General features: G+C 57.7%; 20 protein-coding genes and 1 tRNA gene. 10 read left to right on the top strand and 11 right to left on the bottom strand.

Annotated features, from left to right (window positions below):
* Positions 1-72 precede the first annotated feature (72 nt).
* The gene (ftsH3, locus tag ACQ4N7_RS12665) at positions 73-1914 is read left to right on the top strand and encodes an ATP-dependent zinc metalloprotease FtsH3 (RefSeq protein WP_430711866.1); all 1842 of its coding nucleotides are present in this window, start codon (positions 73-75) and stop codon (positions 1912-1914) included.
* 85 nt (positions 1915-1999) lie between these two features.
* Here ftsH3 and ACQ4N7_RS12660 read toward each other — a convergent pair whose 3' ends face one another.
* The 8 genes from ACQ4N7_RS12660 to ACQ4N7_RS12625 form a co-directional block, all read right to left on the bottom strand.
* Positions 2000-2809 (bottom strand): Nif3-like dinuclear metal center hexameric protein, encoded by an 810-nt coding sequence (locus ACQ4N7_RS12660; protein WP_430711865.1) that lies wholly within the window; start codon positions 2807-2809, stop codon positions 2000-2002.
* A gap of 112 nt (positions 2810-2921) precedes the next feature.
* Complete coding sequence (locus ACQ4N7_RS12655) at positions 2922-3269, bottom strand: hypothetical protein (protein WP_430711864.1); 348 nt, start codon at positions 3267-3269, stop codon at positions 2922-2924.
* A gap of 274 nt (positions 3270-3543) precedes the next feature.
* A complete protein-coding gene (gene ftsH / locus ACQ4N7_RS12650; protein WP_430711863.1) occupies positions 3544-5448 on the bottom strand; it encodes an ATP-dependent zinc metalloprotease FtsH in 1905 nt (634 codons plus the stop codon).
* A 167-nt stretch (positions 5449-5615) separates the two neighbouring features.
* A tRNA-Asp gene (locus ACQ4N7_RS12645) sits at positions 5616-5689 on the bottom strand.
* 135 nt (positions 5690-5824) lie between these two features.
* Positions 5825-6112 (bottom strand): MSMEG_0570 family nitrogen starvation response protein, encoded by a 288-nt coding sequence (locus tag ACQ4N7_RS12640; RefSeq protein ID WP_430711862.1) that lies wholly within the window; start codon positions 6110-6112, stop codon positions 5825-5827.
* Positions 6113-6196: 84 nt separating this feature from the next.
* Complete coding sequence (locus ACQ4N7_RS12635) at positions 6197-7927, bottom strand: peptide ABC transporter substrate-binding protein (RefSeq protein WP_430711861.1); 1731 nt, start codon at positions 7925-7927, stop codon at positions 6197-6199.
* A 76-nt stretch (positions 7928-8003) separates the two neighbouring features.
* Entirely contained in the window at positions 8004-8522 is a 519-nt protein-coding gene (locus ACQ4N7_RS12630) for an AAA family ATPase (protein WP_430711860.1), read from the bottom strand.
* Between the two features lie 34 nt (positions 8523-8556).
* Positions 8557-9846, bottom strand: a complete 1290-nt coding sequence (locus ACQ4N7_RS12625) for a glucose-1-phosphate adenylyltransferase (protein ID WP_430711859.1) — start codon at positions 9844-9846, stop codon at positions 8557-8559.
* Positions 9847-10278: 432 nt separating this feature from the next.
* Between ACQ4N7_RS12625 and ACQ4N7_RS12620 the strand changes: the two genes are divergently transcribed.
* Together ACQ4N7_RS12620 and ACQ4N7_RS12615 are read left to right on the top strand one after the other, a co-directional pair.
* The gene (locus ACQ4N7_RS12620) at positions 10279-11334 is read left to right on the top strand and encodes a ParM/StbA family protein (RefSeq protein ID WP_194050975.1); all 1056 of its coding nucleotides are present in this window, start codon (positions 10279-10281) and stop codon (positions 11332-11334) included.
* Positions 11316-11636, top strand: coding sequence for a hypothetical protein (locus ACQ4N7_RS12615; RefSeq protein ID WP_430711858.1), 321 nt, complete (start codon positions 11316-11318; stop codon positions 11634-11636). The genes ACQ4N7_RS12620 and ACQ4N7_RS12615 overlap by 19 nt, the downstream gene beginning before the upstream one ends.
* A gap of 195 nt (positions 11637-11831) precedes the next feature.
* Here ACQ4N7_RS12615 and ACQ4N7_RS12610 read toward each other — a convergent pair whose 3' ends face one another.
* Positions 11832-12545, bottom strand: a complete 714-nt coding sequence (locus ACQ4N7_RS12610) for a LuxR C-terminal-related transcriptional regulator (RefSeq protein WP_430711857.1) — start codon at positions 12543-12545, stop codon at positions 11832-11834.
* Between the two features lie 93 nt (positions 12546-12638).
* Between ACQ4N7_RS12610 and ACQ4N7_RS12605 the strand changes: the two genes are divergently transcribed.
* From ACQ4N7_RS12605 to ACQ4N7_RS12590, 4 genes are all read left to right on the top strand, one after another.
* A complete protein-coding gene (locus tag ACQ4N7_RS12605; RefSeq protein WP_430711855.1) occupies positions 12639-13334 on the top strand; it encodes a DJ-1/PfpI family protein in 696 nt (231 codons plus the stop codon).
* A 323-nt stretch (positions 13335-13657) separates the two neighbouring features.
* Positions 13658-14764 carry a magnesium chelatase ATPase subunit I gene (bchI, locus tag ACQ4N7_RS12600; RefSeq protein WP_430711854.1) on the top strand — a complete coding sequence of 369 codons (1107 nt, stop codon included), beginning with the start codon at positions 13658-13660 and terminating at the stop codon, positions 14762-14764.
* Positions 14765-14772: 8 nt separating this feature from the next.
* The gene (gene ruvC, locus ACQ4N7_RS12595) at positions 14773-15273 is read left to right on the top strand and encodes a crossover junction endodeoxyribonuclease RuvC (protein ID WP_430711853.1); all 501 of its coding nucleotides are present in this window, start codon (positions 14773-14775) and stop codon (positions 15271-15273) included.
* Positions 15274-15743: 470 nt separating this feature from the next.
* Positions 15744-16319, top strand: coding sequence for an SMI1/KNR4 family protein (locus ACQ4N7_RS12590; protein ID WP_430711852.1), 576 nt, complete (start codon positions 15744-15746; stop codon positions 16317-16319).
* A 32-nt stretch (positions 16320-16351) separates the two neighbouring features.
* Here the strand turns inward: ACQ4N7_RS12590 and ACQ4N7_RS12585 are convergent, their stop codons facing one another.
* Positions 16352-16846, bottom strand: coding sequence for a GNAT family N-acetyltransferase (locus ACQ4N7_RS12585; RefSeq protein WP_430711851.1), 495 nt, complete (start codon positions 16844-16846; stop codon positions 16352-16354).
* A gap of 149 nt (positions 16847-16995) precedes the next feature.
* Between ACQ4N7_RS12585 and ACQ4N7_RS12580 the strand changes: the two genes are divergently transcribed.
* From ACQ4N7_RS12580 to ACQ4N7_RS12570, 3 genes are all read left to right on the top strand, one after another.
* Positions 16996-17865, top strand: a complete 870-nt coding sequence (locus ACQ4N7_RS12580) for a class I SAM-dependent methyltransferase (protein ID WP_430711850.1) — start codon at positions 16996-16998, stop codon at positions 17863-17865.
* Positions 17866-18046: 181 nt separating this feature from the next.
* A complete protein-coding gene (locus tag ACQ4N7_RS12575) occupies positions 18047-19942 on the top strand; it encodes a GTPase family protein (protein WP_430711849.1) in 1896 nt (631 codons plus the stop codon).
* An 87-nt stretch (positions 19943-20029) separates the two neighbouring features.
* Positions 20030-20551, top strand: a complete 522-nt coding sequence (locus tag ACQ4N7_RS12570; RefSeq protein WP_430711847.1) for an NADPH-dependent FMN reductase — start codon at positions 20030-20032, stop codon at positions 20549-20551.
* 182 nt (positions 20552-20733) lie between these two features.
* Here ACQ4N7_RS12570 and ACQ4N7_RS12565 read toward each other — a convergent pair whose 3' ends face one another.
* Entirely contained in the window at positions 20734-23235 is a 2502-nt protein-coding gene (locus tag ACQ4N7_RS12565; RefSeq protein WP_430711846.1) for a ligase-associated DNA damage response DEXH box helicase, read from the bottom strand.
* Positions 23236-23542 lie beyond the last annotated feature (307 nt).

The following is a 23542-nucleotide window of genomic DNA, read 5'->3' as shown; positions in this document are numbered from 1 at the left end:
TTAAGATTCAGCCTTAAAGGGCCGTTTCTTAGAAACGGTTCATTCCAAGAAGTTAGTGGAGGCAATAGCCCGGTGAACAAACGGTGGAGAAATGCAGGTTTATACGCCCTGCTGGTCGTAGTAGTGATTGCGCTGGCGACCGCTATTTTTGATGGTTCTGGCCCCGAAACCCAGACCTGGCGTTACAGCCAGTTTTTAGACGCGGTACAAAACAACCAGATCGAGCGCGTCAGCATCAGCGCCGATCGCACCCGCGCGCGCTTTACCGATCCTGAAGGCAATGGTCAGGTGATCGTCAACCTGCCCAACGACCAGGAGCTAATCAGCACCCTGGAAACCAACAATGTCGATATCGTCGTCACACCCCAGAGCGACGACAGCGTTTGGGTGCGGGCTTTTAGCACCCTGCTGATCCCGATTTTGCTGCTGGGGGTGCTGTTCTTCGTGCTGCGCCGGGCTCAGAGCGGCCCCGGCAACCAGGCCATGAACTTTGGTAAGTCAAAGGCTCGCGTCCAAATGGAGCCCCAGACCCAGGTCACCTTTGGCGATGTGGCCGGTATTGAGCAGGCCAAGCTAGAGTTGACCGAGGTGGTTGACTTCCTTAAGAATGCCGATCGTTTTACCGCCGTCGGGGCCAAAATTCCCAAGGGCGTGCTCCTAGTCGGCCCTCCCGGTACCGGTAAAACCCTGCTAGCCAAGGCCGTTGCGGGCGAAGCGGGCGTGCCCTTCTTCTCCATCTCCGGCTCTGAGTTCGTTGAAATGTTCGTCGGTGTGGGTGCCTCCCGCGTGCGCGACCTGTTCGAGCAGGCCAAGGCCAACGCTCCCTGTATCGTGTTTATCGATGAGATTGACGCCGTGGGTCGTCAGCGGGGCGCAGGCCTCGGCGGCGGCAACGATGAGCGTGAGCAGACCCTCAACCAGCTGCTGACTGAAATGGACGGCTTTGAGGGCAATACCGGCATCATCATTATTGCGGCCACCAACCGCCCCGACGTGCTGGATGCGGCCCTGCTGCGCCCCGGTCGTTTCGACCGCCAGGTGGTAGTCGATCGCCCCGACTACGCCGGTCGCCTCGAAATTCTCAACGTTCACTCCCGCGGCAAAACCTTCTCTAAAGATGTCGATCTGCAGAAGATTGCTCGCCGTACTCCTGGCTTTACCGGGGCAGACCTGTCTAACCTGCTGAACGAGGCCGCCATTCTCGCCGCCCGCCGCAACCTGACCGAAATCTCGATGGATGAGGTCAACGATGCGATCGATCGCGTTCTGGCTGGCCCCGAAAAGAAAGACCGCGTCATGAGCGAAAAGCGCAAGGAGCTAGTCGCCTATCACGAAGCGGGTCACGCCCTGGTCGGTGCGCTGATGCCCGACTACGACCCCGTCCAAAAAATCAGCATTATCCCCCGCGGTCGTGCTGGTGGTCTAACCTGGTTTACTCCCAGCGAAGATCGTCTAGAGTCGGGTCTGTACTCTCGCTCCTACCTGCAAAATCAGATGGCTGTCGCCCTCGGCGGCCGGATCGCTGAAGAGATTATCTTTGGTGAAGAAGAAGTTACCACCGGGGCTTCTAACGACTTGCAGCAGGTGGCTCGCGTTGCCCGCCAGATGGTCACCCGCTTTGGCATGAGCGATAGGCTCGGCCCGGTTGCCCTCGGTCGTCAGCAGGGCAACATGTTCTTGGGGCGCGACATCACCGCCGAGCGTGACTTTTCTGAAGAAACCGCTGCCACCATCGACTCTGAAGTGCGGAGCCTGGTTGACCAGGCCTACACCCGCGCCAAGCAGGTGCTCGTCAACAACCGCCACGTGCTCGATCAGCTAGCGACGATGCTGGTTGATAAAGAAACCGTGGATTCGGAAGAGCTACAACATCTGCTAGCTACCAACGATGTCAGCATGGCGTCGATCGTGTAGTTCACGCTAAACCTGCTTTACTTGCAAGAAAAGGGGATGTCCACCGGGCATCCCCTTTTTCGTAACCAGGCATTGCAGGTGATCCTTAGCCCCAAAACTGACGAAAGTCTTCATCCTGGGCGCTGAGCTGCGCCCAGGGGGCACCCCACTGCTGCACAATTTCGACCAGGCGATCGCAGGCGGGGCGTTCGGTAGCGTAGTGGCCCGCATCGATCAGCACCAGGTTGCGATCGCGCCCCTCCTGAAACTGGTGAAACTTGCAGTCGGAGGTCAGATAAGCCTGGGCTCCAGTTTTGGCCACCGCCGCCATAAAGCTGGCTCCAGAACCCCCTAAAACCGCCAGTCGATCAATTTTTTGGTTTAGGTCAGCCGCAGGCGAGTAGATCAGGCGGGGCGGCGAGAGCTTGGCCTGAATCAGATCCAGCAGCTCTTTCAAACTCACTGCCGGAGACAGATCGCCCACTCGTCCGTAGCCCAGCCCGGCCTGGGTCGGCACCACGGGCTCTGAGTTTTGCAGGTGCAGCACCTGGGCCAGCAGGTCGGCGGTGCCGTCTTGCACCTGGTCAAAGTTGGTGTGGGCGGTGTAAATGCCAATGCCGTGGGCGATCGCCTGCTGCACCATATCGCCCACCGGGTCACCCTGGGTAATGGCTTTGAGTGGGCTAAAAATTAGCGGGTGGTGGGCCAAAATCAGGTTGACGCCCGTGCCCTGCTCGCGCAGCTTGAGGGCTTCGGCCATCACGGCCAGGGTGGGGGTGAGGCAGACCAGCACCTGGGCAGGCTGGTCGAGTATACCGGGCTGCACCTGCCAGCCGCAGTTGTCCCAGCTTTCCTGCCAGGCGGGGTCGGCCCAGGCTTCGAGTTTGGCAATCAGATCGGCGATCGCAAGGGCCATAAAAAAAGAAGATACCGCTGGACAGCGTAGCTAAGGCTGAGAGCAAACTCCCTCAGTGTACCGTGCTACCCCTGGCCAACGGCATCGGTTAGGTTTGTTAAAACGTGTTGCCTTAATTGACGATGTTGCTCAGGGCGTCCTTGATGTTCTCCATGGGGCTTGTAGCCTGGTTAGAGTTTTCGGGCCGATTCATCTGGTGAGTGTCGGCATTGCCCTGTACTTCATTCAGGCCCTGGTTGGCGCGATCGATCATCTTATCGCCGTTGAGGGCATTGTCGGGCTGTACCGACTTTTCGGCCTCGCTGTAGATGCCGTTGAGCGGTGCGGTGCCCTCGTCAGGACGGCTGGGGGTGCTGCTGTTAGCCAGAGCAGCGGGGGTAGCGGTTAACAACACCAGCACACAGGCCAGGGCGATCGCAGCTTTACGAACCCAGGACAAAGCCAAAGCAAAAGATTTCATCGTTAGTCTCCTAATCGGAAGAGAGAGAAGTCGGCCCTGATGCAAGCGTTGTATAGCAACGGCTGCGGGCCAGAGCTTCACCTTTGTACCGGGTTTGCCCCCGGTTGTGAATCGTTCTTCAGAAGTAGAAGCAGGGCATAGATTTTGAAGAGATGGGCCTTTCTGAGGAGAGAGGCCGATGAAATAAGGGGGGGATCTAAACACCGCAGCACCGCCTACATCGGGTCGTAAGCGGTGCTGTTCGACAGCGTTCAATTACAGCCGAGACGGCAACCTAACCAGCCTTAACAAGGAATTTTTCGGGAATCTGAGTGTACTGGCTGACAATCTGGCGAAACTCGTCGCCATCTACCGTTTCGCGCTCCAGCAGCACATCCACCAGGTGATCCATCAAAACGCGGTGTTCGCGCAGCAGCGTGCGAGCGCGATCGAGACAAGATAGGGCAATGCTGCGCACCTGGGCATCGATTTTGCTGGCCATCTCCTCTGATACCTCGTTGCGAGGCATCAGGTTGCGACCCAAAAACACCTGGTTGTCCATGCTCTCCAGGGCCACAGGGCCAAGCTCAGACATGCCGTAGAGGGTCACCATTTGGCGGGCCAGGTTGGTGACCTGCTGAATGTCGCCGCTGGCTCCAGTAGAGGTTTCGTCGTCGCCAAAGACTTCGGCCTCGGCAGCAAAGCCCCCTAGCGCTACGGTAATGCGATCAATCAGCCAGTTGCGGGTGTAGAGACCGCTGTCGATGATGTCTTCGTTGGGCAGCGACTGGGTAAAGCCTTCGACTCCTCCCGATCGCGGGATAATTGTCACCTTGTTCAGCTCGTCGGAGTGGGTGAGCAGGGTGGTGAGCAGGGCGTGGCCCACCTCGTGGTAAGCCGTCATGCGCTTGCGGCTGCTGTCGAGCAGGGGGGTAAGGCTGAGGCCAATGGTAATCCGATCGATCGCGTCTTCAATTTCGACCATGCCCATTGCTTCTTTGCGGCGGCGGGCGGTGAGAATGGCGGCTTCATTCAGCAGGTTGGCCAGCTCTGCCCCCGAAAAGCCAGGGGTGCGGCGCGCTACTGCTGCCAGCGAAACCTCGGGCTCAATTTTTTTGTTGCGGGCGTGAACTTCTAAAATCGACAGCCGCCCCTTGTAGGTGGGCAAATCGACCACCACCTGGCGGTCAAACCGGCCCGGACGCAGCAGCGCCACATCGAGTACATCGACCCGGTTGGTGGCCGCAATCACAATAATGCCGCTGTTGCCCTCAAAGCCGTCCATCTCGGTGAGCAGCTGGTTGAGGGTTTGCTCACGCTCGTCGTTGCCGCCGCCAATGCCTGCGCCCCGCTGGCGACCGACGGCATCAATTTCATCAATGAAGACGATGCAGGGAGCGTTTTCTTTGGCTTTGCGGAACAGGTCGCGCACCCGCGAGGCACCGACCCCCACAAACATTTCAACAAATTCAGAACCCGAGATGCTGAAGAAGGGCACGCTGGCCTCACCCGCGATCGCTTTGGCCAGCAGGGTTTTTCCGGTACCGGGCTGACCAATCAGCAGCACGCCCTTCGGAATGCGAGCGCCAATGGCGGTAAACTTCTCCGGGCTTTTTAGGAAGGAAACCACCTCTTGCAGCTCTTCCTTCGCCTCTTCGATGCCGGCTACGTCGTCAAATACAACGCCAGTCTTGGCTTCCATTTGAAAGCGCGCTTTTGACTTGCCGAAGCTCATGGCGTTGCCTGCCCCCGACGCCGATCGCCGCAGCAGCATCAGTAGACCAAAGATCAAAATCAGGGCCAGCAGCGAGTTGGTCGCCAGCCAGGCCAGCGCCCCACTGCCCGACGAGTCGCGAATTTCGACATCGACATCGTTATCCCGCAGACGGCGAATCAGCTCGGCATTGCGTTCCCCGGCAAAAAGGGCCACCTGCTGGGGGTCGGCATCTTCGGCGTCACCCTCCAGGCGCACGTAGGCAATGCCCCGAGTTTCGTCTAGGTCAACTTGTTCAACCTCGCCCTGCTCAATTTTTTCTAGAAACTGTCCGTAGGACAGCCCCTCCGATTCGGGTTGGGTTTGGGCTAGGGCAGGGGGCAGCGGCATCAGGCTTTGCAGCAAGACCCAGCCAATAGTTACCAGGCCAGTGGCGGCAGCACCAGCGCGAGGGGACTTTTGCTGACCAGAAAAACGTGGGGACATAGACGGTTTAACTCGGCGAGACTATACCCAGGGCTAGTATCCTCAGATACCGGATAGGCTTTTCATTAGTCTAACCCCCCGGTTCTGAAATGACCGCCCTGCCTAAAAACTAAACCATTAAGGCAAGGATAGTTATCCTTGCCTTAATGGTTTTTTCAAGTTGATAACGGGCCTGACGGGATTCGAACCCGCAACTTCCGCCGTGACAGGGCGGTGCTCTAACCAATTGAACTACAGGCCCTTGCGCTGGGCGATCTCTATATTGCGCCCTGGGGGGGCTTTTGTCAAACAGTTGGCCAGAATTTTCTAATTTTTTTTTGGGCACCTGTTATTTCACCGTTTGACCCAGCCAAAACCCCTACTGGATAGGTCTTTTCTACTCCAAAAACTGGAGCACGGTCACCGTGGGGGTGGGCAGCTGCTCATAACGACTGGCGGTGGCTTCAATCTGGCGGAGCTGCCCCAGGGCCAGGCCGCAGGGCATACCGTACTTGGCCTGCACGCGATCGCTGGCAATGGTCAGGGCAGTACGCGATCGCGCCACAAAGTCATTTAGGGGATAGGTCGTAGCCGGGGCGAAGTAGTCCTTGACCACCAGCGAAGGGGAGTAGCAGGTGTCTTGGCTGCCATCGGGCCACTGGATTTGGAAGCGAATTTCGGGCATGGGTTGGGAGGGTGGATGGGTGGATCGGTAGATGAGTGGATCGGTAAGGGGCCGGTCCCTGAGCAGAGTCGAAGGGAGGAAGGGTTACGGACGACTCCAGTCAGCAATGTTCCAGGTGCTGAGATCCCAGGGGGTGAGGCTGATGCCGGTGAGGCGATTGCTCACGCCGGAGACATCGGCACGGTGGACGATGGGCAGCACCGCTGCGTCGCTGATCAGCAGATCGTTCATTTGAATAAAGAGACCTTGCCGCTCTTCGGGGTCGAGGGTAGCCGCCGCCTGCTGCCAGAGGGCGTCAAACTCGGGATTGCAGTAGCGGGCATAGTTGCTTTTAGACCAGTTGTTGGCCTTTTGGGCAATTTCGTCGCAGGTGTAGGTTTGCAGGTAGCTGCCGGGGTCGGGGTTGGTGTTGCCCGTGGCGAACATTTGCAGGTCGGCTGAGAAGCGCTCTAGAGTTTCGCGGCTGGCCGGGTCGCCCGAAAAGTACACGCTGGCATCAATGCTTTTCAGCTCTACGCCAATACCGACTTGTTCCAAGGTTTGTTTGACAATTTCCTGGGTTTTCTGGCGTACTGGGTTCACCGAGCTTTGAAAGACCACCTGCATTTCCTGGCCGTCTTTGTCGCGGGTGCCGTTGTCGTTGCTATCGATCCAGCCCGCAGCGTCGAGCAGGGCTTCGGCGGCTTCGGGGTCGTAGTCATAGCTGGTGTTGCCCGAGGCAAAGGGGCCAGGGGCGACCAAAAAGTTGGTCGTGGGCTGGCCGGTGGGGCCGTAGAGCTGGGCGGCGATGGTGTCGCGATCGATGGCTAAATTAACGGCCTGGCGCACCAGGCGATCGCTGAACATCGGGTGAGGAAACTCGACGCTGGAGGTCTCGCCGTCGGCAGTGGCCTGATTGGGGTCGGTAAAGTTAAAGACAATTCGTTCGACCAGCGAGCCAAAGTTGGTGACAATTTTCCCCTGCCCAGCCGCTTCTAGCTGTTCTAAAATAGCCGTCTCAACCTGAAGGTTGTTGGCGTAGTCAACATCGCCGGTTTGCAGCACCGCCCGCGCCGCCGAAGTGGCATCGCCGCCGCCCTTGAGTTCGACCCGGCTAAAGGCCAGCTGGTCGGCATCGCGGTAGTTGGGGTTGGCCTCGTAAACAATCACGTCGCCAGGGGTAAAGCTGGTGACCCGGTAGGGGCCGGTGCCGACGGGCATGAGGTTGGCGGGGGCCTCGCGGCCGTTGGGGCCGTTGTAGGCCTCAAACATGTGCTTGGGCAGCACCATACCCTCAGTGCCGGTAAAGACCAGATACCAGGCCGGGTTGGGCTCTTTGAAGGTGATCCGGACGGTGGTGTCGTCCACAGCCTCTACGCTCTCGACTAGCTCGTAGGTGCCCGCGTTGACGGTGGCTACATCGGGGTTGACGATGAACTCGTAGGTAAAGGCCACATCCTCGGCGGTGAAGGGGGTACCGTCTGACCAGGTAATGCCTTCCTTGATCTTCCAGGTGACGGAGGTGCCGTCGGCGGCGACGCCGCCGTTGTCGAGGGTGGGCTCTTCGGCGGCTAAAAACAGCACCATGTTGCCGTCGGCATCAAAACTGGCCAGGGGCTCCAGGGTAATGCGGCTGGCTTCTGAGTCTTTGAAGCCGCTCGAAAAGTGGGGGTTAAGAATGGTGGGGGCCTGCCAGTAGAGCAGGCGCAGCGTGTCGTCGCTGGCGGCGGGCTCGGCGGTGGCTCCGGTCTCGGCTTGGGGCGGGCTTTGAGCCGATCGACATCCGGTAAACAGCAGCAAACATAGACCAGCGGCGGCAACGGCGCGAGCGTTCATAGCAAACCCAATAACGTTTTGAGGTGATGCGAACCCCAAAGCGACAAGGCCTGGGCAATTCCGCGATCCCCAGGCATTAGCGTAGCGGGTCGGAGGATGAAAAGAGTGATTTAGGATACGAAGCTGAGGGTAAAAGCAGAACCTGATCGACCCCCTCAGCTACCGACGGCGGTGCGCCCTGAAGCTGGCGATGCATCGTCGCAATAATGTCGATGGGCACCGGTTGCGATCGCCCCCGGTTGCGCTCCAGGGCCAGGCTCAGCGGCACGTCAAACCAGCCCAGGGCGATGGGGGCAAAGCCCAGGTGGCGCGCGGCGGCGATCGCCTCACGCCGGTTTCGCCGCCGCGCGTTGGTGGCGTCGTAAATGACCCCCTCTAGCTCTCCCCGCTGGATAGCCGCAATACTCTGCTGCCACTGAACAACGACCTGGTGCCAAATCTGCCGCCAGTCGCCCTGGATAGTCTCATTGCCATAGAGCGTTGCCCTGATGGTGTCGGTAGAGACGATACGGTAGCGGGGATGGGCCAAAACAAAATCCCTGGCCCAGGTTGATTTACCGCTGCCGGGAACACCCACCAGCATCAACAGAGGCACAGGGATTTGAGCGTGCGTCACCGCATACCTGGTGCTAGATAATCATGCCGTCGGGAATCACCGCATTTTTCAGCACGACAACAATGCCGCTGCGGATGTAGAAGCCCAGGTCTTCGCGCTCGGCTTCCTGCACATTTTCTTTGTTGACGATCTGCACGTTGCGGCCAACGCGGGCATTTTTGTCGATGATGGCGCGGCGAATGACTGAACCTTCGCCAATCCCCATCGGAATTTTGCCTCGGGTCAGGTGCTGACTGCTCTCGGACAGCGGCTCGTAGTAGTCGGCCCCCATCAGCAGCGAGTCTTCGATCACGCAGTCGGCGTTGATGCGCTGGCGCAGGCCAACCACCGAATGGTGCACGCGGCAGTTTTTAAGAATGCAGCCCTCGGTAATGCTCGACTGGGTAATGTGGCAGTCTTGCAGTTTATTGGGCGGCAGGTAGCGGGCGCGGGTGTAGATGGGCGCGTCTTCGTGGTAGAAACTGAAGTCAGGGTGGGGCTGCTGGGTCAGCGCCAGGTTGGCCTCATAAAAGGCTTCGATGGTACCGATGTCTTCCCAATAGCCATCAAAGAGGTAGGCCTGCACGTTGTAGTCTTTCGACGAGGCCGGAATAATTTCTTTGCCGAAGTCGGTTTGGTCGAGGTTCTTGCGCAGCAGATCGATCAAGACCTGCTTTTTGAACACGTAGATACCCATCGACGCAATAAAGGGCTTCTCCGCCGCCTGCTCGGGGCTGAGGCCCAGGGAGGTGGTGTCGACCTTCATTTGCTCTAGGGCTGCGCCCTTGGGCTTTTCGCTAAAGTCGATCACGCGTCCGGTGCCGTCGACCTTCATCAGGCCAAAGTCAGAGGCTTGCTTGTAGCCAATGGGCACCACCGACAGAGTGATGTCGGCGTTAGTGGCCCGGTGGCGCTCTACAAAGAGGCTATAGTCCATCCGGTAGAGGTGATCGCCGGAGAGAATAATAAAGTCCTCTACATTCCACGAGTCAAATATCCAGAGGTATTTGCGCACAGCATCGGCGGTGCCCTGAAACCAGCTGGGGCTATCGGGGGTTTGCTGAGCAGCCAGGACCTCGACAAAGCCTTCGGTAAACTGCGAGAATTGATAAGCACGGCTAATATGCCGGTTCAACGAGGCGGAGTTGAACTGGGTTAGCACGTAAATTTTGTTAATGTCTGAATTGATGCAATTGCTAACGGGAATATCAATTAAACGATATTTACCTGCCAGAGAAACCGCTGGCTTAGCCCGAAATTTAGTTAATGGATAGAGGCGGGTACCGGCACCGCCACCGAGAATGATAGCCAGAACTGATTTCACAAGTTTTCCTCGATAAGCCCCACAAACTGGCCTGTTTTACACCACTCTGTTGCACATTTACAGTGTGAGCCTGAGGGTACCGCTTGACAAGGGGGATCAGGAAAGATTGTGGCGGAATGTGACCTGTAATACGATAGCGGTTTTTGATGATCCCTATAGGCTGAGCTTAACGTTAAGCGGTGACTGGCAAGGTGGGCGGGAGGGCTCGGACCAAGCCGTAGTAAGGGTTGTATGGCTCGGTCTATCAGCATTGCGATCGCGCTCCTGAACCTGCAGCAACAGCCCCTTGCCAGAACAGTACAGGTGCATTAGTATTGGTTCATGCGTACTTATGGGTACAACCGTTCCCGATCGCTCTGTTTTGACAACCGGGCAACGGTTAAGACGGTAACCCAAAACCCCGCTGTCCTGATACCCCCACGAGAGTTTCCTATGACCACGACTACCGCCCCCCGCAGCCGTTCCGCCGCTGGTGCGACCCGGTCTTCGGCCAAGGCTCGCGGCACTCAAACGGCTGGCACTGGTGTAGTGCTCGCCCTCGATGCCGGCAATTACGACCTCAAATTCTTTACCGGCAGCGGTCATCCCAAAGCCATTCGCTCGGTGCGCTACCAGCTGCCCCAGGGGCGCGATGCCGTCAGCTTCTCCGAAGCCTCGCCCCTGATTGAGCTGCCCGATGGCCGTCGCTACCACTTTGGTGCCCAGGCCTATAAGTACCGCCGTCAGCAGCAAACCGTGATTGAGAACAAAGTAGAACTGGCCAAGCTGCACCTCTACGCCTGCCTGGAGCCCCTGCCCGGTGACGTAGCCGACTACAGCCTCAATCTCCATGTTTCTACCCCCGACCCGGCCCGCAACGGCGAAGACATTCAGGCTCAGCTGCTCGGCGTTCACGAGTTCGTCCGCAACGACGTTGAGTTTCGCGTCAATGTCGAGTCGGTCGAGGTGGGCCGCGAGGGCATGGGCGCTTACCACTACGCCAAGGCCCAGGGCATTATCCCCGGCCAGGGCTACACCATTGTGGTCGATATCGGCGGCGGCACCTGGCTCACCCGCCTGGTAGATGCCGATGGCGAAGTAATCGACGAAAACATCATGGATCGCGGCGGCACCTATGAGCTGGCCACTGCCATCAGCTTCGACCACCGCCTCACCGACCACCTGGGCAGCAGCGCCGACCCCTGCATCGTCATGGATGGCTTTCGCTTTGACCACGCCTACGCCGACACCGGCCTGGCCTGGGCCGACTGGCTCGATGAGTACCTCGACCCCTGGTTCAAGGGCATTTTTCAAACCGTAAAAGCCCAGTACACCCCCTACATGCCCAGGGTGACTCGCTTTTTGGTAACCGGCGGCGGCTCTCACCTGATCGCCGATCGCCTCCAGGGGCACGATCTGTTCGCCGTCATGGGCGACCCACAGTTTGCCAACGTTCGCGGCCTGTTTTTGATGACTGGGGATACCCAACTATGCATGACCACCAAGTAAAGTCCGGTACGACCCGGCAGGATAATAAGGTGCGCCTCAGCCAGGATGTGCTCGAAAAAGCCGATCGCATTGCTGCCGAGTGGGGTCTTAAAAACGCCCGCGCCGCCGTCGAGGCCGTGTTTCGCCGCTACTGCGACGACTATCTGTACGGTCGACCGCCCGAGACTGGGGATGCCTTCGCCGTTCGGGAGAGCAATGCCCAGCGCTACGGCGGGACGATGCCTACCCCAGATAAGCGATCGGCCCCCACCTCGCCCAAGTGCGAAGCGCTGGACGCCTTAGATCAGCTGCTGGCGCTGTGAGATCGTTCAGAACGCCAGCAAAAATTTAGTTTCCTTATGGGGTGCGCCAGTGGTCTACGGTTGCGCACCCTATTTAGTTGCAGGTGCTAAGATTTGTCGCTGATAGCGATCGCGGCCTTGGCCGCTACGCCATTCTTAGTACTCAGGTTGAGACAGTTGCCGTAGCCCTGCCGGATGGTTGAGCGGCTCCTTCATCTATTGCCAGGGTATATCGTTCAATTTTGTCACCATCTCCGTGCGAGCCGAAACCTCTAGTTTTCGGAACATGCGCTTTAAAGCCTGTTTGACAGAATTTTGCGTAATCCATAGCTCTGCACCAATTTCTGCATTGGTCAGCCCCTTGGCCACGAGGTTAGCAATCTGAATCTCCCTTGGCGTAAGCCGACATTTAACTGAATTGGGCACCAAAGCAGGCTTGCTTAGCTCCGCAAGACGCGCAGAAACGTGAGCGCAAACCGCTCCTAACCTAGCAAGATCAAGCTGATCAAACGCAGGCACATGGCCAATGCGAGCAAAATTGATGGTGCCAACTAATTGCCCCCGGCCAACCAGCGGACCCGTCATGATATGTTCGTGGTCATAGGTAGAACAGCATCGTTTATACAACTCGCACTGTTTCCAGGCTCCTGGGGGCAAAACCAACGCTTCGTGGGCTGGAGCATGGTATTTCAGAACATAGGCCAAAACTGGATCAACCGCTTTGCCCACCTTTTGATATTGTTCAATAAACGTAGCTGACACCCCTTTTGTATCGACGCTGGCCAAGCCGTTATCTGCATCGAGAAGGTAAATTCCCCAGCGCTGTACGCCAAAATATTCACTAACACCGTCCATCACTCTGAACCGCAGTGATTGCTCTGTGGTTGCGGCGGCGATCGCTTCAAATAAAGGGTGAAGAGAGCGAGTCATAGGTCAAAAGTGTACCCACTTGAGGACTATCGGCGCTGGCTGACTGTTCTTACAATCGTTCCACAATTAGACAGCTCTAACCACTGAAGGCATATGGATCAACTGCAAATTGGCTTTCTCATTTACCCCGATGTAATTCAGCTTGACGTGACGGCAGCTTACCAGGTGCTAGCCTTTCCACCTAATACTAGGGTGCATTTGATTTGGAAGCACCTGAGCCCAATTGTCAGTAATGAAGGCCTGAGCCTAATGCCGACCGTAACCCTTACCAATTGCCCGCCTCTGGACGTGATTTGTGTTCCGGGGGGCGGTGTTGGGCAAGCCAAAATCATGGGCGATAGGGAGGTTTTGCACTTTCTGCAACGGCAGTCTGTATCGGCTCAATACATAACTAGCGTATGTACAGGCTCGATGATCTTGGCGGCAGCTGGTTTACTGCAAGGCTACAGAGCAACCTGCCATTGGGCCTTTCGAGAGCAACTGGCCATGCTGGGGGTCGAAGTCATCCCCCAGCGAGTCGTGATCGATCGCAATCGAGTCACGGGGGCTGGTGTCACATCGGGAATTGATTTTGGCCTAACGCTGTTGGGTTTGCTGTGTGGTGAAGCGGTCGCGAAGATGACCCAATTGATGATGGAATACAGTCCTGCCCCCCCGTTCAATGCCGGTACACCAGAAACAGCCGCTCCAGAAATAGTGCGATCGCTAACCCAGCTTGGCAAACCTCTTCTCGACACATTTCTCATCCAAACAAAAGAGACAGCGGCCCAATTAAGACTCAAAAACTAGTTTCTAAGGCTGAGTTTTACCGCTTATCTACAGGCCGTATTGTGATCAATTATCGGGTAGACGACGAGTCATCCAGAGAGAGAAACTTTGTGTATTCAAGCTCCCTTGGCTTCAGCCCCTCTCAGCAGAGCTGGGGGGGAGCACTTGCACCGGGCCTCCCAGTCTTGCCGTTTAATTGCCCCTGAAGATACCTACTCTGTGCCGCGCCAGGGTGTGGCTGTCAGAATCACTCTGTATTTACCCAGTGCTCAGCCGAAGGAGCGCAGGTACTATGGCACAATGAAAGACAGTCTTAAATTTTGCCGTCACCTTTTGAAACGCCTGTGAATTCTACTGTTGCGACCCCTTCGGCCACCTTTGCCCCCGCCCGCCGCGCGGTATTTCCCTTCACCGCCGTGATTGGCCAAGACGACATGAAGCTGGCCCTGCTGCTGAACGTCATCGACCCCAAAATTGGCGGGGTGATGATCATGGGCGATCGCGGCACCGGCAAATCCACCACCATTCGCGCCCTGGCCGACCTGCTGCCGGAGATCGAGGTCGTGGCCGACGACCCCTTTAGCCGCTCACCTCAAGATCGTGACGTATGGGCCGAGCGCGGTACTGACGACCTGCCCGTGGCGCTCAAAAAAGTGCCCATGGTCGATCTGCCCCTGGGGGCCACCGAAGACCGGGTCTGCGGCACCATTGATATTGAAAAAGCCCTCTCTGAGGGCGTCAAAGCCTTTGAACCGGGTCTGCTGGCCAAGGCCAATCGCGGCATTCTCTATGTCGATGAGGTCAACCTGCTCGACGACCACCTCGTGGATGTGCTGCTCGACTCCGCCGCCTCGGGCTGGAACACGGTGGAGCGCGAGGGCATCTCCATTCGCCACCCGGCCCAGTTTGTGCTGGTGGGCTCGGGCAACCCTGAGGAGGGCGAGCTGCGGCCCCAACTGCTCGATCGCTTTGGCATGCACGCCGAAATTCGCACCGTGCGTGACCCCGAGCTGCGGGTGCAGATTGTGGAGCAGCGATCGGAGTTTGACGCCGACCCCGCCGCCTACCTGGCCCAGCACCAGGCCGAGCAGGAAGCCCTCCAGGCCAAGCTAGTCGAGGCCCAAAAGCGCCTGCCCTCAGTCACCCTCGACTACGACGATCGCGTTCGCATTTCTGAAGTCTGCGCCGAGCTGGATGTGGACGGGCTGCGGGGCGATATCGTTACCAACCGGGCTGCTAAGGCGATCGCCGCCTACGAGGGCCGCACCGAAGTCACCCTCGACGACATCAAGCGGGTGATTGTGCTCTGCCTGCGCCACCGCCTGCGCAAAGACCCCCTGGAGAGCATCGACTCGGGTTACAAAGTCGAGAAAGTATTCTGCAAAGTGTTTGGCCTGGCCGACCCCGATGAAGCGGCGGTCAATGGTCGCCAACCCGTGGGGGCTCGGTAAGTATCGCCGTGGGTCAGCGCATTCTCGGGCTTGACCCAGGGTTAGCCATTTTAGGGTTTGGGGTAATTGACGGGGCCGATCTCTCGGCTCCCCAAGCCGCTGGCACCCACGCCGAGGCCGCAGTGGTTGATTTTGGCGTGATTGAAACGCCTGCCAAGACTCCGGTGGGCGATCGCCTCTGTACCATCTACACCGATCTACACAGCCTGCTAGAGCTGTACAAGCCGGATTTAGTGGCGATCGAAAAGTTTTTCTTCTACCGTATGGGCAACACGATTTTGGTGGCCCAGGCGCGGGGGGTGGTGATGCTGGTACTGGCCCAGCACAGCCTGCCCTTTGTGGAATTCACCCCGGCCCAGGTGAAGCAGGCGCTGACGGGCTACGGCAATGCCGACAAGGCCGAGGTGCAGCAGGCAGTGGCCCGAGAGCTGGGCCTAGAGCGCATCCCTCGTCCTGACGATGCGGCGGATGGGCTAGCGCTGGCGCTGACGGCCTGGTATCAGCGGTAATAAAGCTTGTGCCTTTATCAAATAGAGCTAGATATTATTCATTCAGTCCACCTGATAGACCTATCCGTATACGTGCGAACAAAGATTGTCTAGAAAACGACAACATGTCTTTTGAAAGGACTAAATTTAAGCTTTATGTGCTTTTGGCTTTCCTGAGCGTTTTTACTTTTTTTCTGGGCGTTACGATAGTTCATTTGTCGAAATGCGCAAACATTAATACGCTAACGTTCAGTGATTCAGAGGCGGCGTATTATGAATCGATGTTGCGGAGAGAAGGAAAACTTGAGCAACTAGAAAGCGATCGCTCATTGTGCTCTTCCTTGCCTTTATATATGAGTAAAATCAAATAGAAATTAGCCCTTTCAAAGGGCTAATGCCATCCATTCTAATCCTGGAGTACACTTTGCCTTAACTAAGCCACTTTTAACCTCTAGTTTAGAGTAGAAAAAGCATAGTCTAATGTTTTAGGTATGACTATAGAAGACTTAGTGTCATCCTTAGAAATTGTTGGCAGCCCCAACCCTGATATCTTCACGCTAGAAGATCTAGCTCAATTTGAGATGGAAGCAGGTTTTCGGCTCCCTGATGACTATAAACAATTTTGTCGTACCCTTGGCTCTGGCCAATTCGGGGGGCACATGAAGATTTGCTGTCCGAGAATCGAATATTCTCGGAAGTCAATAAGCTTTATGAAAATTGCTCTTTGGCTAGCTAAGGAAGAATTTGGAAACTTTGACTTGGCCCAAGAAATTAAAGATTTACTCAACGCATGTTTTGTTTTTGGCACAAATCCAAATTGCCAAGACGTTGTGTGGGATTTGAGAACCTACCAAGAATCGGATGACAGCTATGATATTTATTTGATTCCCTTGGATCCACTGGATGAGTTTTATTTTTTAGGGAGAAGCTTTTTGAAATTCCTTGAAGACTTCTGCATAGGGGAACAAGGATATAAAAACTTGCCCGAACATCTCTACCCATGTGAGGGCACGATCGCCCGACGGTTTACACGCTACGACTCCTCAATTGGTTCAGTGGCTTTTTGACAAAGGTTTATGGTGTTTCTAAAACAGCAAATTCAAATTTCCTCGACCGTCTCCTCAGACAACTTTTTCTTCATCAATACCGCTTCGCTTTGGTAGCCCAAGCGGTTGTAGAGCGCCTGGGCCGCCTGGTTGTCGCTAAACACTTGCAAGCTAATCTGCCTGTGCCCTTGCTGCTGCGCCCAGGTTTCGGCCACCGCGAGCAGGGCCGTGGCGATGCCGCACCGCCGATGCGCAGGGGCAACGTAGAGCATCAGCACGTAGGGATGCAGAATGCCGCTGCGCTGATCGGTCGCTTGCCCGAGCCAGAGTGCTCCTACAGGGGAGGCGGCTGAATCCGCATCTACCCACCAGAGAGGCGTGTCTCGACCGAGGAAGCGATCAACCGTGGCGGCAATGTGGTCTGTGGGCTGCTGAGGGTCAAGCTCGCGGTAGGTGCGCTCCATGAATTTGACCACGGTGGTGCGATCGAGGGTGGACCCTATCCGCAGGCTGTAACCCGGTAGCGCGAAGGATTGCTCAGATGCCATGCCCCTCCGTCGGTGCGATTGGTAGATGCGATTAGTGCAATGTGAATGGTGCGATGCGAGTGCACCTGACTCATCCTACTTTTTTCTAGCCAGAGAGAAATGAACTTGCTAGGCTGAGGGGAAGTTTGCGCGGCGTTGGTATTTACCCCATGGCAACCCAGTCTAAAACCCTGTTTGAGCAGTTCTTAGCGCCGATCTTTTCTCACCTGGTCGATCGCGACGCCCTGCTGCGGCTGCGCGACAGCATTGATTGGGAGGCTGGGGTGGCCCAGTTCACCAACCCCCAGGTGGTGTACCCCAACTATTACAAAGACAGCAACTTTCACGGCATTAAAAACGGCTATTTAAATATCGACGCTGCCATTACCTATGACCCCATTACCCATTACGTGCTGCCCCCCGGTGAAACCTGGGTGCGAGAGAGCCTGGTCAAAGCGATCAAGGGCGAGCCTCGGCGAATTTTAGACCTGGGCTGCGGCACGGGCACCACCACGCTAATGCTGAAGCGGCGCTTTCCCCAATCGGAGGTGGTTGGCCTCGACCTGTCGCCCCAAATGCTGGTGATGGCCGACTACAAGGCCCAAGCCGCTAACCTAGCCGTGACTTTTCGCCACGGCAACGCGATGGCTACGGGGCTACCCGCCGCATCATTTGATGTGGTGTGCGCCACGCTGCTGTTCCACGAAACACCTCCGGCGGTAGCTAAAACCATTCTTTCAGAGGCGTTTCGGCTGCTGACACCGGGTGGGCAAATGCTGGTGCTCGACGGCAACCAGCGCACCCTGCGGGCTGCCGACTGGCTCAGCACCATTTTTGAGGAACCCTTCATTCGCGACTACGGCCAGGGCAATGTGGATGCCTGGCTGGGCTACGCCGGGTTTGAGCGGGTGCGCACTGAGGATGTGTTTTGGCTCAACCAGTTGAGCTATGGCCGCAAGCCGCTGCCGGTGGTGGAGCGCATTGAGCAGCCAGAGGGCGATCGCAGCGCTGAGACTGTGCCGCTGGGGCAGCCTGCATGAAGGGTGGATGGGTAGATGGGTGGATGGGTGGATGGTTCGGGTGCAGACTGGAGGCAGTCTGGCCAAAATCTAAAATCCAAAATCTAACATCCAAAATTTCCCGCCTTATATTCGGTTATCTGTGCCCTAGGTTCTAGTCAACCCTGCTTACACTAAAGGCGTTGGCATAGAGGAATGGGGTATGGTGCGGCTTCAACCCTGGCAGTGGGCGGTGCTGGCGCTGCCTGTGGTAGCGATCGCCGGATTTATCTTAACGGCGGCAGGGGTGCAAATTCACGTCTGGGGTCTGAACTGGATCTGGGGCGTCATCATTCTCATGCTGGTGCTGTGGCGGGGGCTGCTGGCCCGCTGGACCAAGCCTGTATTTAAGCAGGTGGAAGAGGCCCTGGAGCAGGCTCAGCATGAACTGGATGAGGTGACCGAGGCAGAAGCTGCGATCGGTATCCCCAATGCCAAATCCGCCGCTGCCGCTCTGGAAGATATTCTTGCCGCCGCCCAGCAAGACCCCCCGCTGTGGGAAGACTGGAACCCCTTTTGGGAGCGCTGCCGTGAGGTGGTGACGGCGGTGGCCCAGGCCTACCATCCCGGTGTGAAGTACCCGCTGCTCAACATTTACCTGCCCGATGCCTACGGCCTGCTGCGCGGCACCGTGGACGATGTCGATCGCTGGATTGAGACCTTGACCCCGGTGCTGGGCCAGGTGACCGTGGGCCAGGCGGTGCAGGGCTACGAAGTTTACCGCCAGGTCGAGCCCTCGGCTCGCAAGCTCTGGCAGGCGTGGAACTGGGCTCAGTGGTTGATCAACCCCGCCGCCGCCGCCGCCCGCACCCTGAGCGAGCCGACCAATAACCTGGCCAACCAGCAGCTGTTGGGGAACCTGAACGCCCTGCTGCGAGAGGCCACCCTGCGGAACCTGTACCGCCAGTCGGTGGCCCTCTACGGCGGCGAACTGCCTACAATGCCAGGCCCAGCCAAACCCCTGCCGACGGCCCAGACCCAAACCCTGCGGGAGATTCTCGACCAGGCTGAGCCTGTGGAGGCCGTGGCTATAAAGCCCGTCAACATTCTGCTGGTGGGGCGCACTGGGGCGGGCAAGAGCAGCGTGATCAACACGCTGTTTGACGCTGACCTGGCCGAGGTCGACGTGCTGCCCAGCACCGACGAAATTAGCACCTACCGCTGGCAGGGCGATGGCGGCGAAACCCTCACCCTATGGGATTCGCCTGGTTACGAGCAGGTGAACCGCGCCGACTATCGCGATCAGCTGCTCGACTGCGCCCACGAGGCCGACCTGCTGCTGTTGGTCACCCCCGCCCTCGACCCGGCCCTGCAAATGGATGCCGATCTGCTGCGCGATATGCGTCAAGAAGTGCCCGAATTGCCCGCCATTACGGCCCTGACGCAAGTGGATCGGCTGCGACCGCTGCGGGAGTGGCAGCCCCCCTACGACTGGCAGTGGGGCGATCGCCCTAAGGAAGTTTCCATCCGCGAGGCCACCCGCTATCGGCAGGAGCAGCTGGGGGAACTGTGCGATCGCATTCTGCCCCTGGTTACCCGCGACGGCGAGCGTTCCGCCTGGAATGCCGATGCCATCGCCAATGCCCTGATCGAGCTAATCGACCCGGTGAAAGAGCTGCGGCTGGCCCGGTTTTTGCGCGATCGCGAAACCAAGATTACGGCTGCGGCCCGCCTGATCGATCGCTACCGCCTGCAGATGAGCACCACCCAGGGGGTGACCGCCTTTCTCAAGAGCCCGGTGCTCAAGTTTCTCGCCACCCTCACCACCGGATCTCCGACCCTGGCCTACCTGCTGGCCGAGCAAATTCCGGTCGAGCAGCTGCCCGTGGTGCTGGGTAAGCTCCAGCTCGCCTACGACTTGTTTAAGGTCATCGGCCCCGACAAAGCCCAGCTCGATTTGCTCGCCCTCTGGCCCCTGCTGCTCGACCATAACGACCAGCCCGATCGCGCCGCCTGGGCCTTTGGTCACGCCATGGTCGAATACTGGAGCCAGGAGCTGACGGTGGACGCCACCCGCCAGCGAGTGGAGCACTACCTGGGGCAGTACGACGCCCGCTAGAACCACCAACCCACCTCTGAGCCGATGAAGAGTCCTAACGGCGGTGGTAGATTAAAAGCGCGACCCGCCATTCACCTCTTGAAAACAATGCTGATTTTATCTGCCACTAGCGGCAACAACCTCAACCTGGCCCACGCTTTTGCAGCCGAAGCCACTGCTCAGGGTTTAGCGGCAGAGGTTATGAGCCTGCCCGAACTGCAAATACCGCTGTACGATTCGCTCACCAAAGAGCGTGGTGCAGGCGATGGTCTAACCAAGCTGGCAGAAGCACTGAGGCAACACAAGGGCTTAGTCATCTGTGCGCCGGAGTACAACGGTTCGATTCCGCCGGTAGTGAGCAATGCGATCGCCTGGCTGTCGGTCAGCACCGACGACTTTCGCGCCCTGTTCAACAGTCGGCCCGTGGCTCTGGCGACCCACAGCGGCGGCGGCGGCCAAAAGGTGCTGGTGGCCATGCGCTTGCAGCTCTCCCACCTGGGCTGTACCGTACTGGGGCGAGAACTGCTGTCTACGTCTCAAAAAGCCGCCAACCCCGAGACGATCACGGCCCTCGTTAGCCAGCTTGCTACCCTCGAACCCTCCTACGCAGGAGTGCCCGCCAGAGTATAAGTCAGGTCATTAATGTCAAGCCAACCAAATAACAAATCAGCGTTACGCCTGACTTCCACGGAGGCTAGAACGCCAGTTCAGTTTCGATAAACCCCGATTCATAATCAGGAACCCCGAAGGGGCGTAGCATGCTACGCCCCACAAGTCGGTGGTGTTCATTCAGGCTTTGGTATCAGAGCCAGCTATCGCTTCTCCCACTGCTCTTTCATGCGCTGAATGCGTTCCAGCAGGGTCTCGTTCGACATGCGAGAATTCAACCGTTCTACCAGTAGTGGGAATGCTAGGGGGGAGGGGCGCTTGGTCTCTTTCCACACCACCGATCGCTGATCGAGCCGACTGAGGGTTTTTGCCAATCGGTGCGTCTCTAGCTGGTCTTGCAGTACCTCCCGTTCGGCCTGCTTCAGCAGCAGGTTATCGGGCTCGTATTTGGTGAAGACCTCGTAGAGTAGTGACGTGCTGACCTGAAGCTGGCTCGACGTTTTACGCGACCCTGGATAGCCCTTAAACACCAGCCCTGCTACCTGGGCAACGCCGCGAAACTTGCGCTGGGTCAGCTCTGAAATATTGAGGCTGGCGCGAATGTCATCTTCCAAATTTTCTAAACTAAAAAAGTCGCTGGAGAAAAGATCCTGGTAGGGGTACCCCTTGGGGCCAAGAATTTCAAAGCCGTAGTCGTTGACTGAAATGGTGAAGGTTGCCGTCTTTTGCTTAGCGAAGCGGTAGCCCCAGAGAAAGCCCAGCCCCTCGTGAACAAAGCGGCCCTCAAAGGGGAATACGTAGAGGTGCTGGCCCTCGCGGGTCTTGCAGCTTTCGACTAATAGCTCATCTGCACTGGGCAGAGTTGAGAGCCGCTGCTGGGCTTCGAGAATGGGCGCAATGGTGAGAATTTCGGCGTTGGCGAGGGCAATGTCGTGGTTGACGGTTAGGGGTGGTGCATCGCTGCGCGGATGCACCCTACGGTGATCATCGGCGGCGGTGAGAAGGCAGCGCACCCGCTCCACCTCGCGGCGCAGGTGATGGCTGAGGGTGTCAGAAATGGCCAGCTGCCCGCCGCCCCAGCTGGGCGTCACCGTCGATTTTTTGCGGGTGCCCTTCACGTAGAGCACCATGTCCTTCATCTGAAAATATTCCAGCTGTCGCCCGGCAAAAAAGAACACATCCCCCTGCTTCAGCCGCGACACAAAGGCTTCTTCGACGGTGCCAATCTCTTTGCGGTTGGTGTAAACGATTTTGACTGGCGTGTTGGAGGTGATAGTGCCAATGCCCATGCGGTGAATGCGGGCCAGTTTCGCATCGCTAACTTTGAAAAGCCCGTCTTCTCGCACCACTTTTTTATAGCGAGGATAGGCCCCCAAACACTGTCCACCATTTTCGATAAAGTCTAAAATCCACTGGTACTCTGCGTCGGTGAGGTCGGCGTAGGCGACGGTCTGGCGCAGGTTTTCCAGAGTCTTTTGCGGCTCAAACCCATCGCCGCAGGCCAGGGTGACCAGGTGCTGCACCAGCACGTCGTAGGGCTTGTGCTGCGGGCGGCGGGTTTCCATATCGCCCAGCTCTAGCCCCCGACGGAAGGCCGAGATCTCCAGCAGTTCCAGGGCATTGGTGGGTAAAAAGAACACCTCCGAGGTGCCCTCTGGGACGTGGGCGCTGCGTCCGGCCCGCTGGAGCAGCCGGGCTAGGTTCTTGGCGCTGCCAATCTGCACCACTCGCTCTACCGGCTGAAAGTCTACGCCTAAATCCAGCGAGGAGGTGCAGACCACCCACTTGATGTCGCCCGACTTCACCCCCGCCTCGATCGCCTCTCGCTCTTTAACATCGATCGATCCGTGGTGGAGGGCAATGCGATCGCTCTCCTCTGGCAGGGCAAAATTGAGCGCCTGGTACCACCGCTCGGCCTGGTTGCGGGTGTTGGTAAAGATCAGGGTCGATTTCTCAATATCGAGCGCCTCGATCAGGGTTTCAAACATGCGCAGGCCCAGGTGCCCAGCCCAGGGAAAGGTATCGACCGAGTCGGGGCGAATGCTGGTGATCACCGTGTCGCGCTGTAGGTTGGAGCGAATAATCACAGGCTCGGTGCCCAATCCCACGGCGGTTTGGGCGGCTTCTTCCAGGTTGCCCAGGGTGGCGGAGATGGCCCAGGTGCGGAGATGGGGCTGGAGCGATCGCAAATACCCCACGCACAGCTCCGCCTGGGTGCCCCGCTTCGAACTCATCAGCTCGTGCCACTCGTCCAGCACCACCGCCCGCAGGTGGCCAAACCGCTTGGCTCCGTCTTTGTACGACAGCATCACCGCCAGCGACTCGGGCGTGGTGATCAGAATGTTGGGCATATGCTTGAGCTGCCTGGTCTTGCGCGACGAGCTAGTGTCTCCCGTGCGCGACTCGACGGTAATCTTCCAACCCATCGCCTCAATCGGCAGCTTAATCGCCTGTTCAATATCCCGCGACAGGGCGCGCAGGGGGGTGATGTAGAGCAGCTGCAAGCCTTCGGTGGGTTGGGCGATCATCTCGGCGATCGGCCCCATCACCGCCGCGTAGGTTTTGCCCGACCCGGTGGGCACCTGCACCAGCCCACTGCGTTCGGCCAGGTAGGCGGCCCAGGTTTCGGCCTGAAACGCGAGCGGCTGCCAGCCACGGGTGGCGAAGTATTGTGCGATCGCGTCGAGGCGAGGGTCAGCCGTCACAGCAGGTTCCTAGCAGCGGGGTAGCCTAAAGATTGTAAGGTGTTAGCTCCCAGCGTCGGAACAGAATCGCTCACTGAGGCAACCAATAGACGCTTTGCTGTCACCGATCGCTAGCTAGCAGAACGATTGGCCGCGATAATTTGATGTTCTGTAACATAGTCCTTCTATATACCGCTATAACTCTCCTAGACTGCCTTAATTGTTCTGTTTTCCCCTGGCTTCTCAATCGGTCCTAGGGTTGAGTAATTAAGCCTAGATTCAGCGCAGCGGGTAGAAAAAACATAGGTCTTTAACTCAATTGAGGCAT

The sequence above is a fragment of the Nodosilinea sp. AN01ver1 genome, from assembly GCF_050565655.1.
In the GTDB taxonomy this organism is placed as follows: domain Bacteria; phylum Cyanobacteriota; class Cyanobacteriia; order Phormidesmidales; family Phormidesmidaceae; genus Nodosilinea.
Note: the sequence above shows the minus strand (reverse complement) of the source record. Positions and strands in the feature narration are given on the sequence as shown.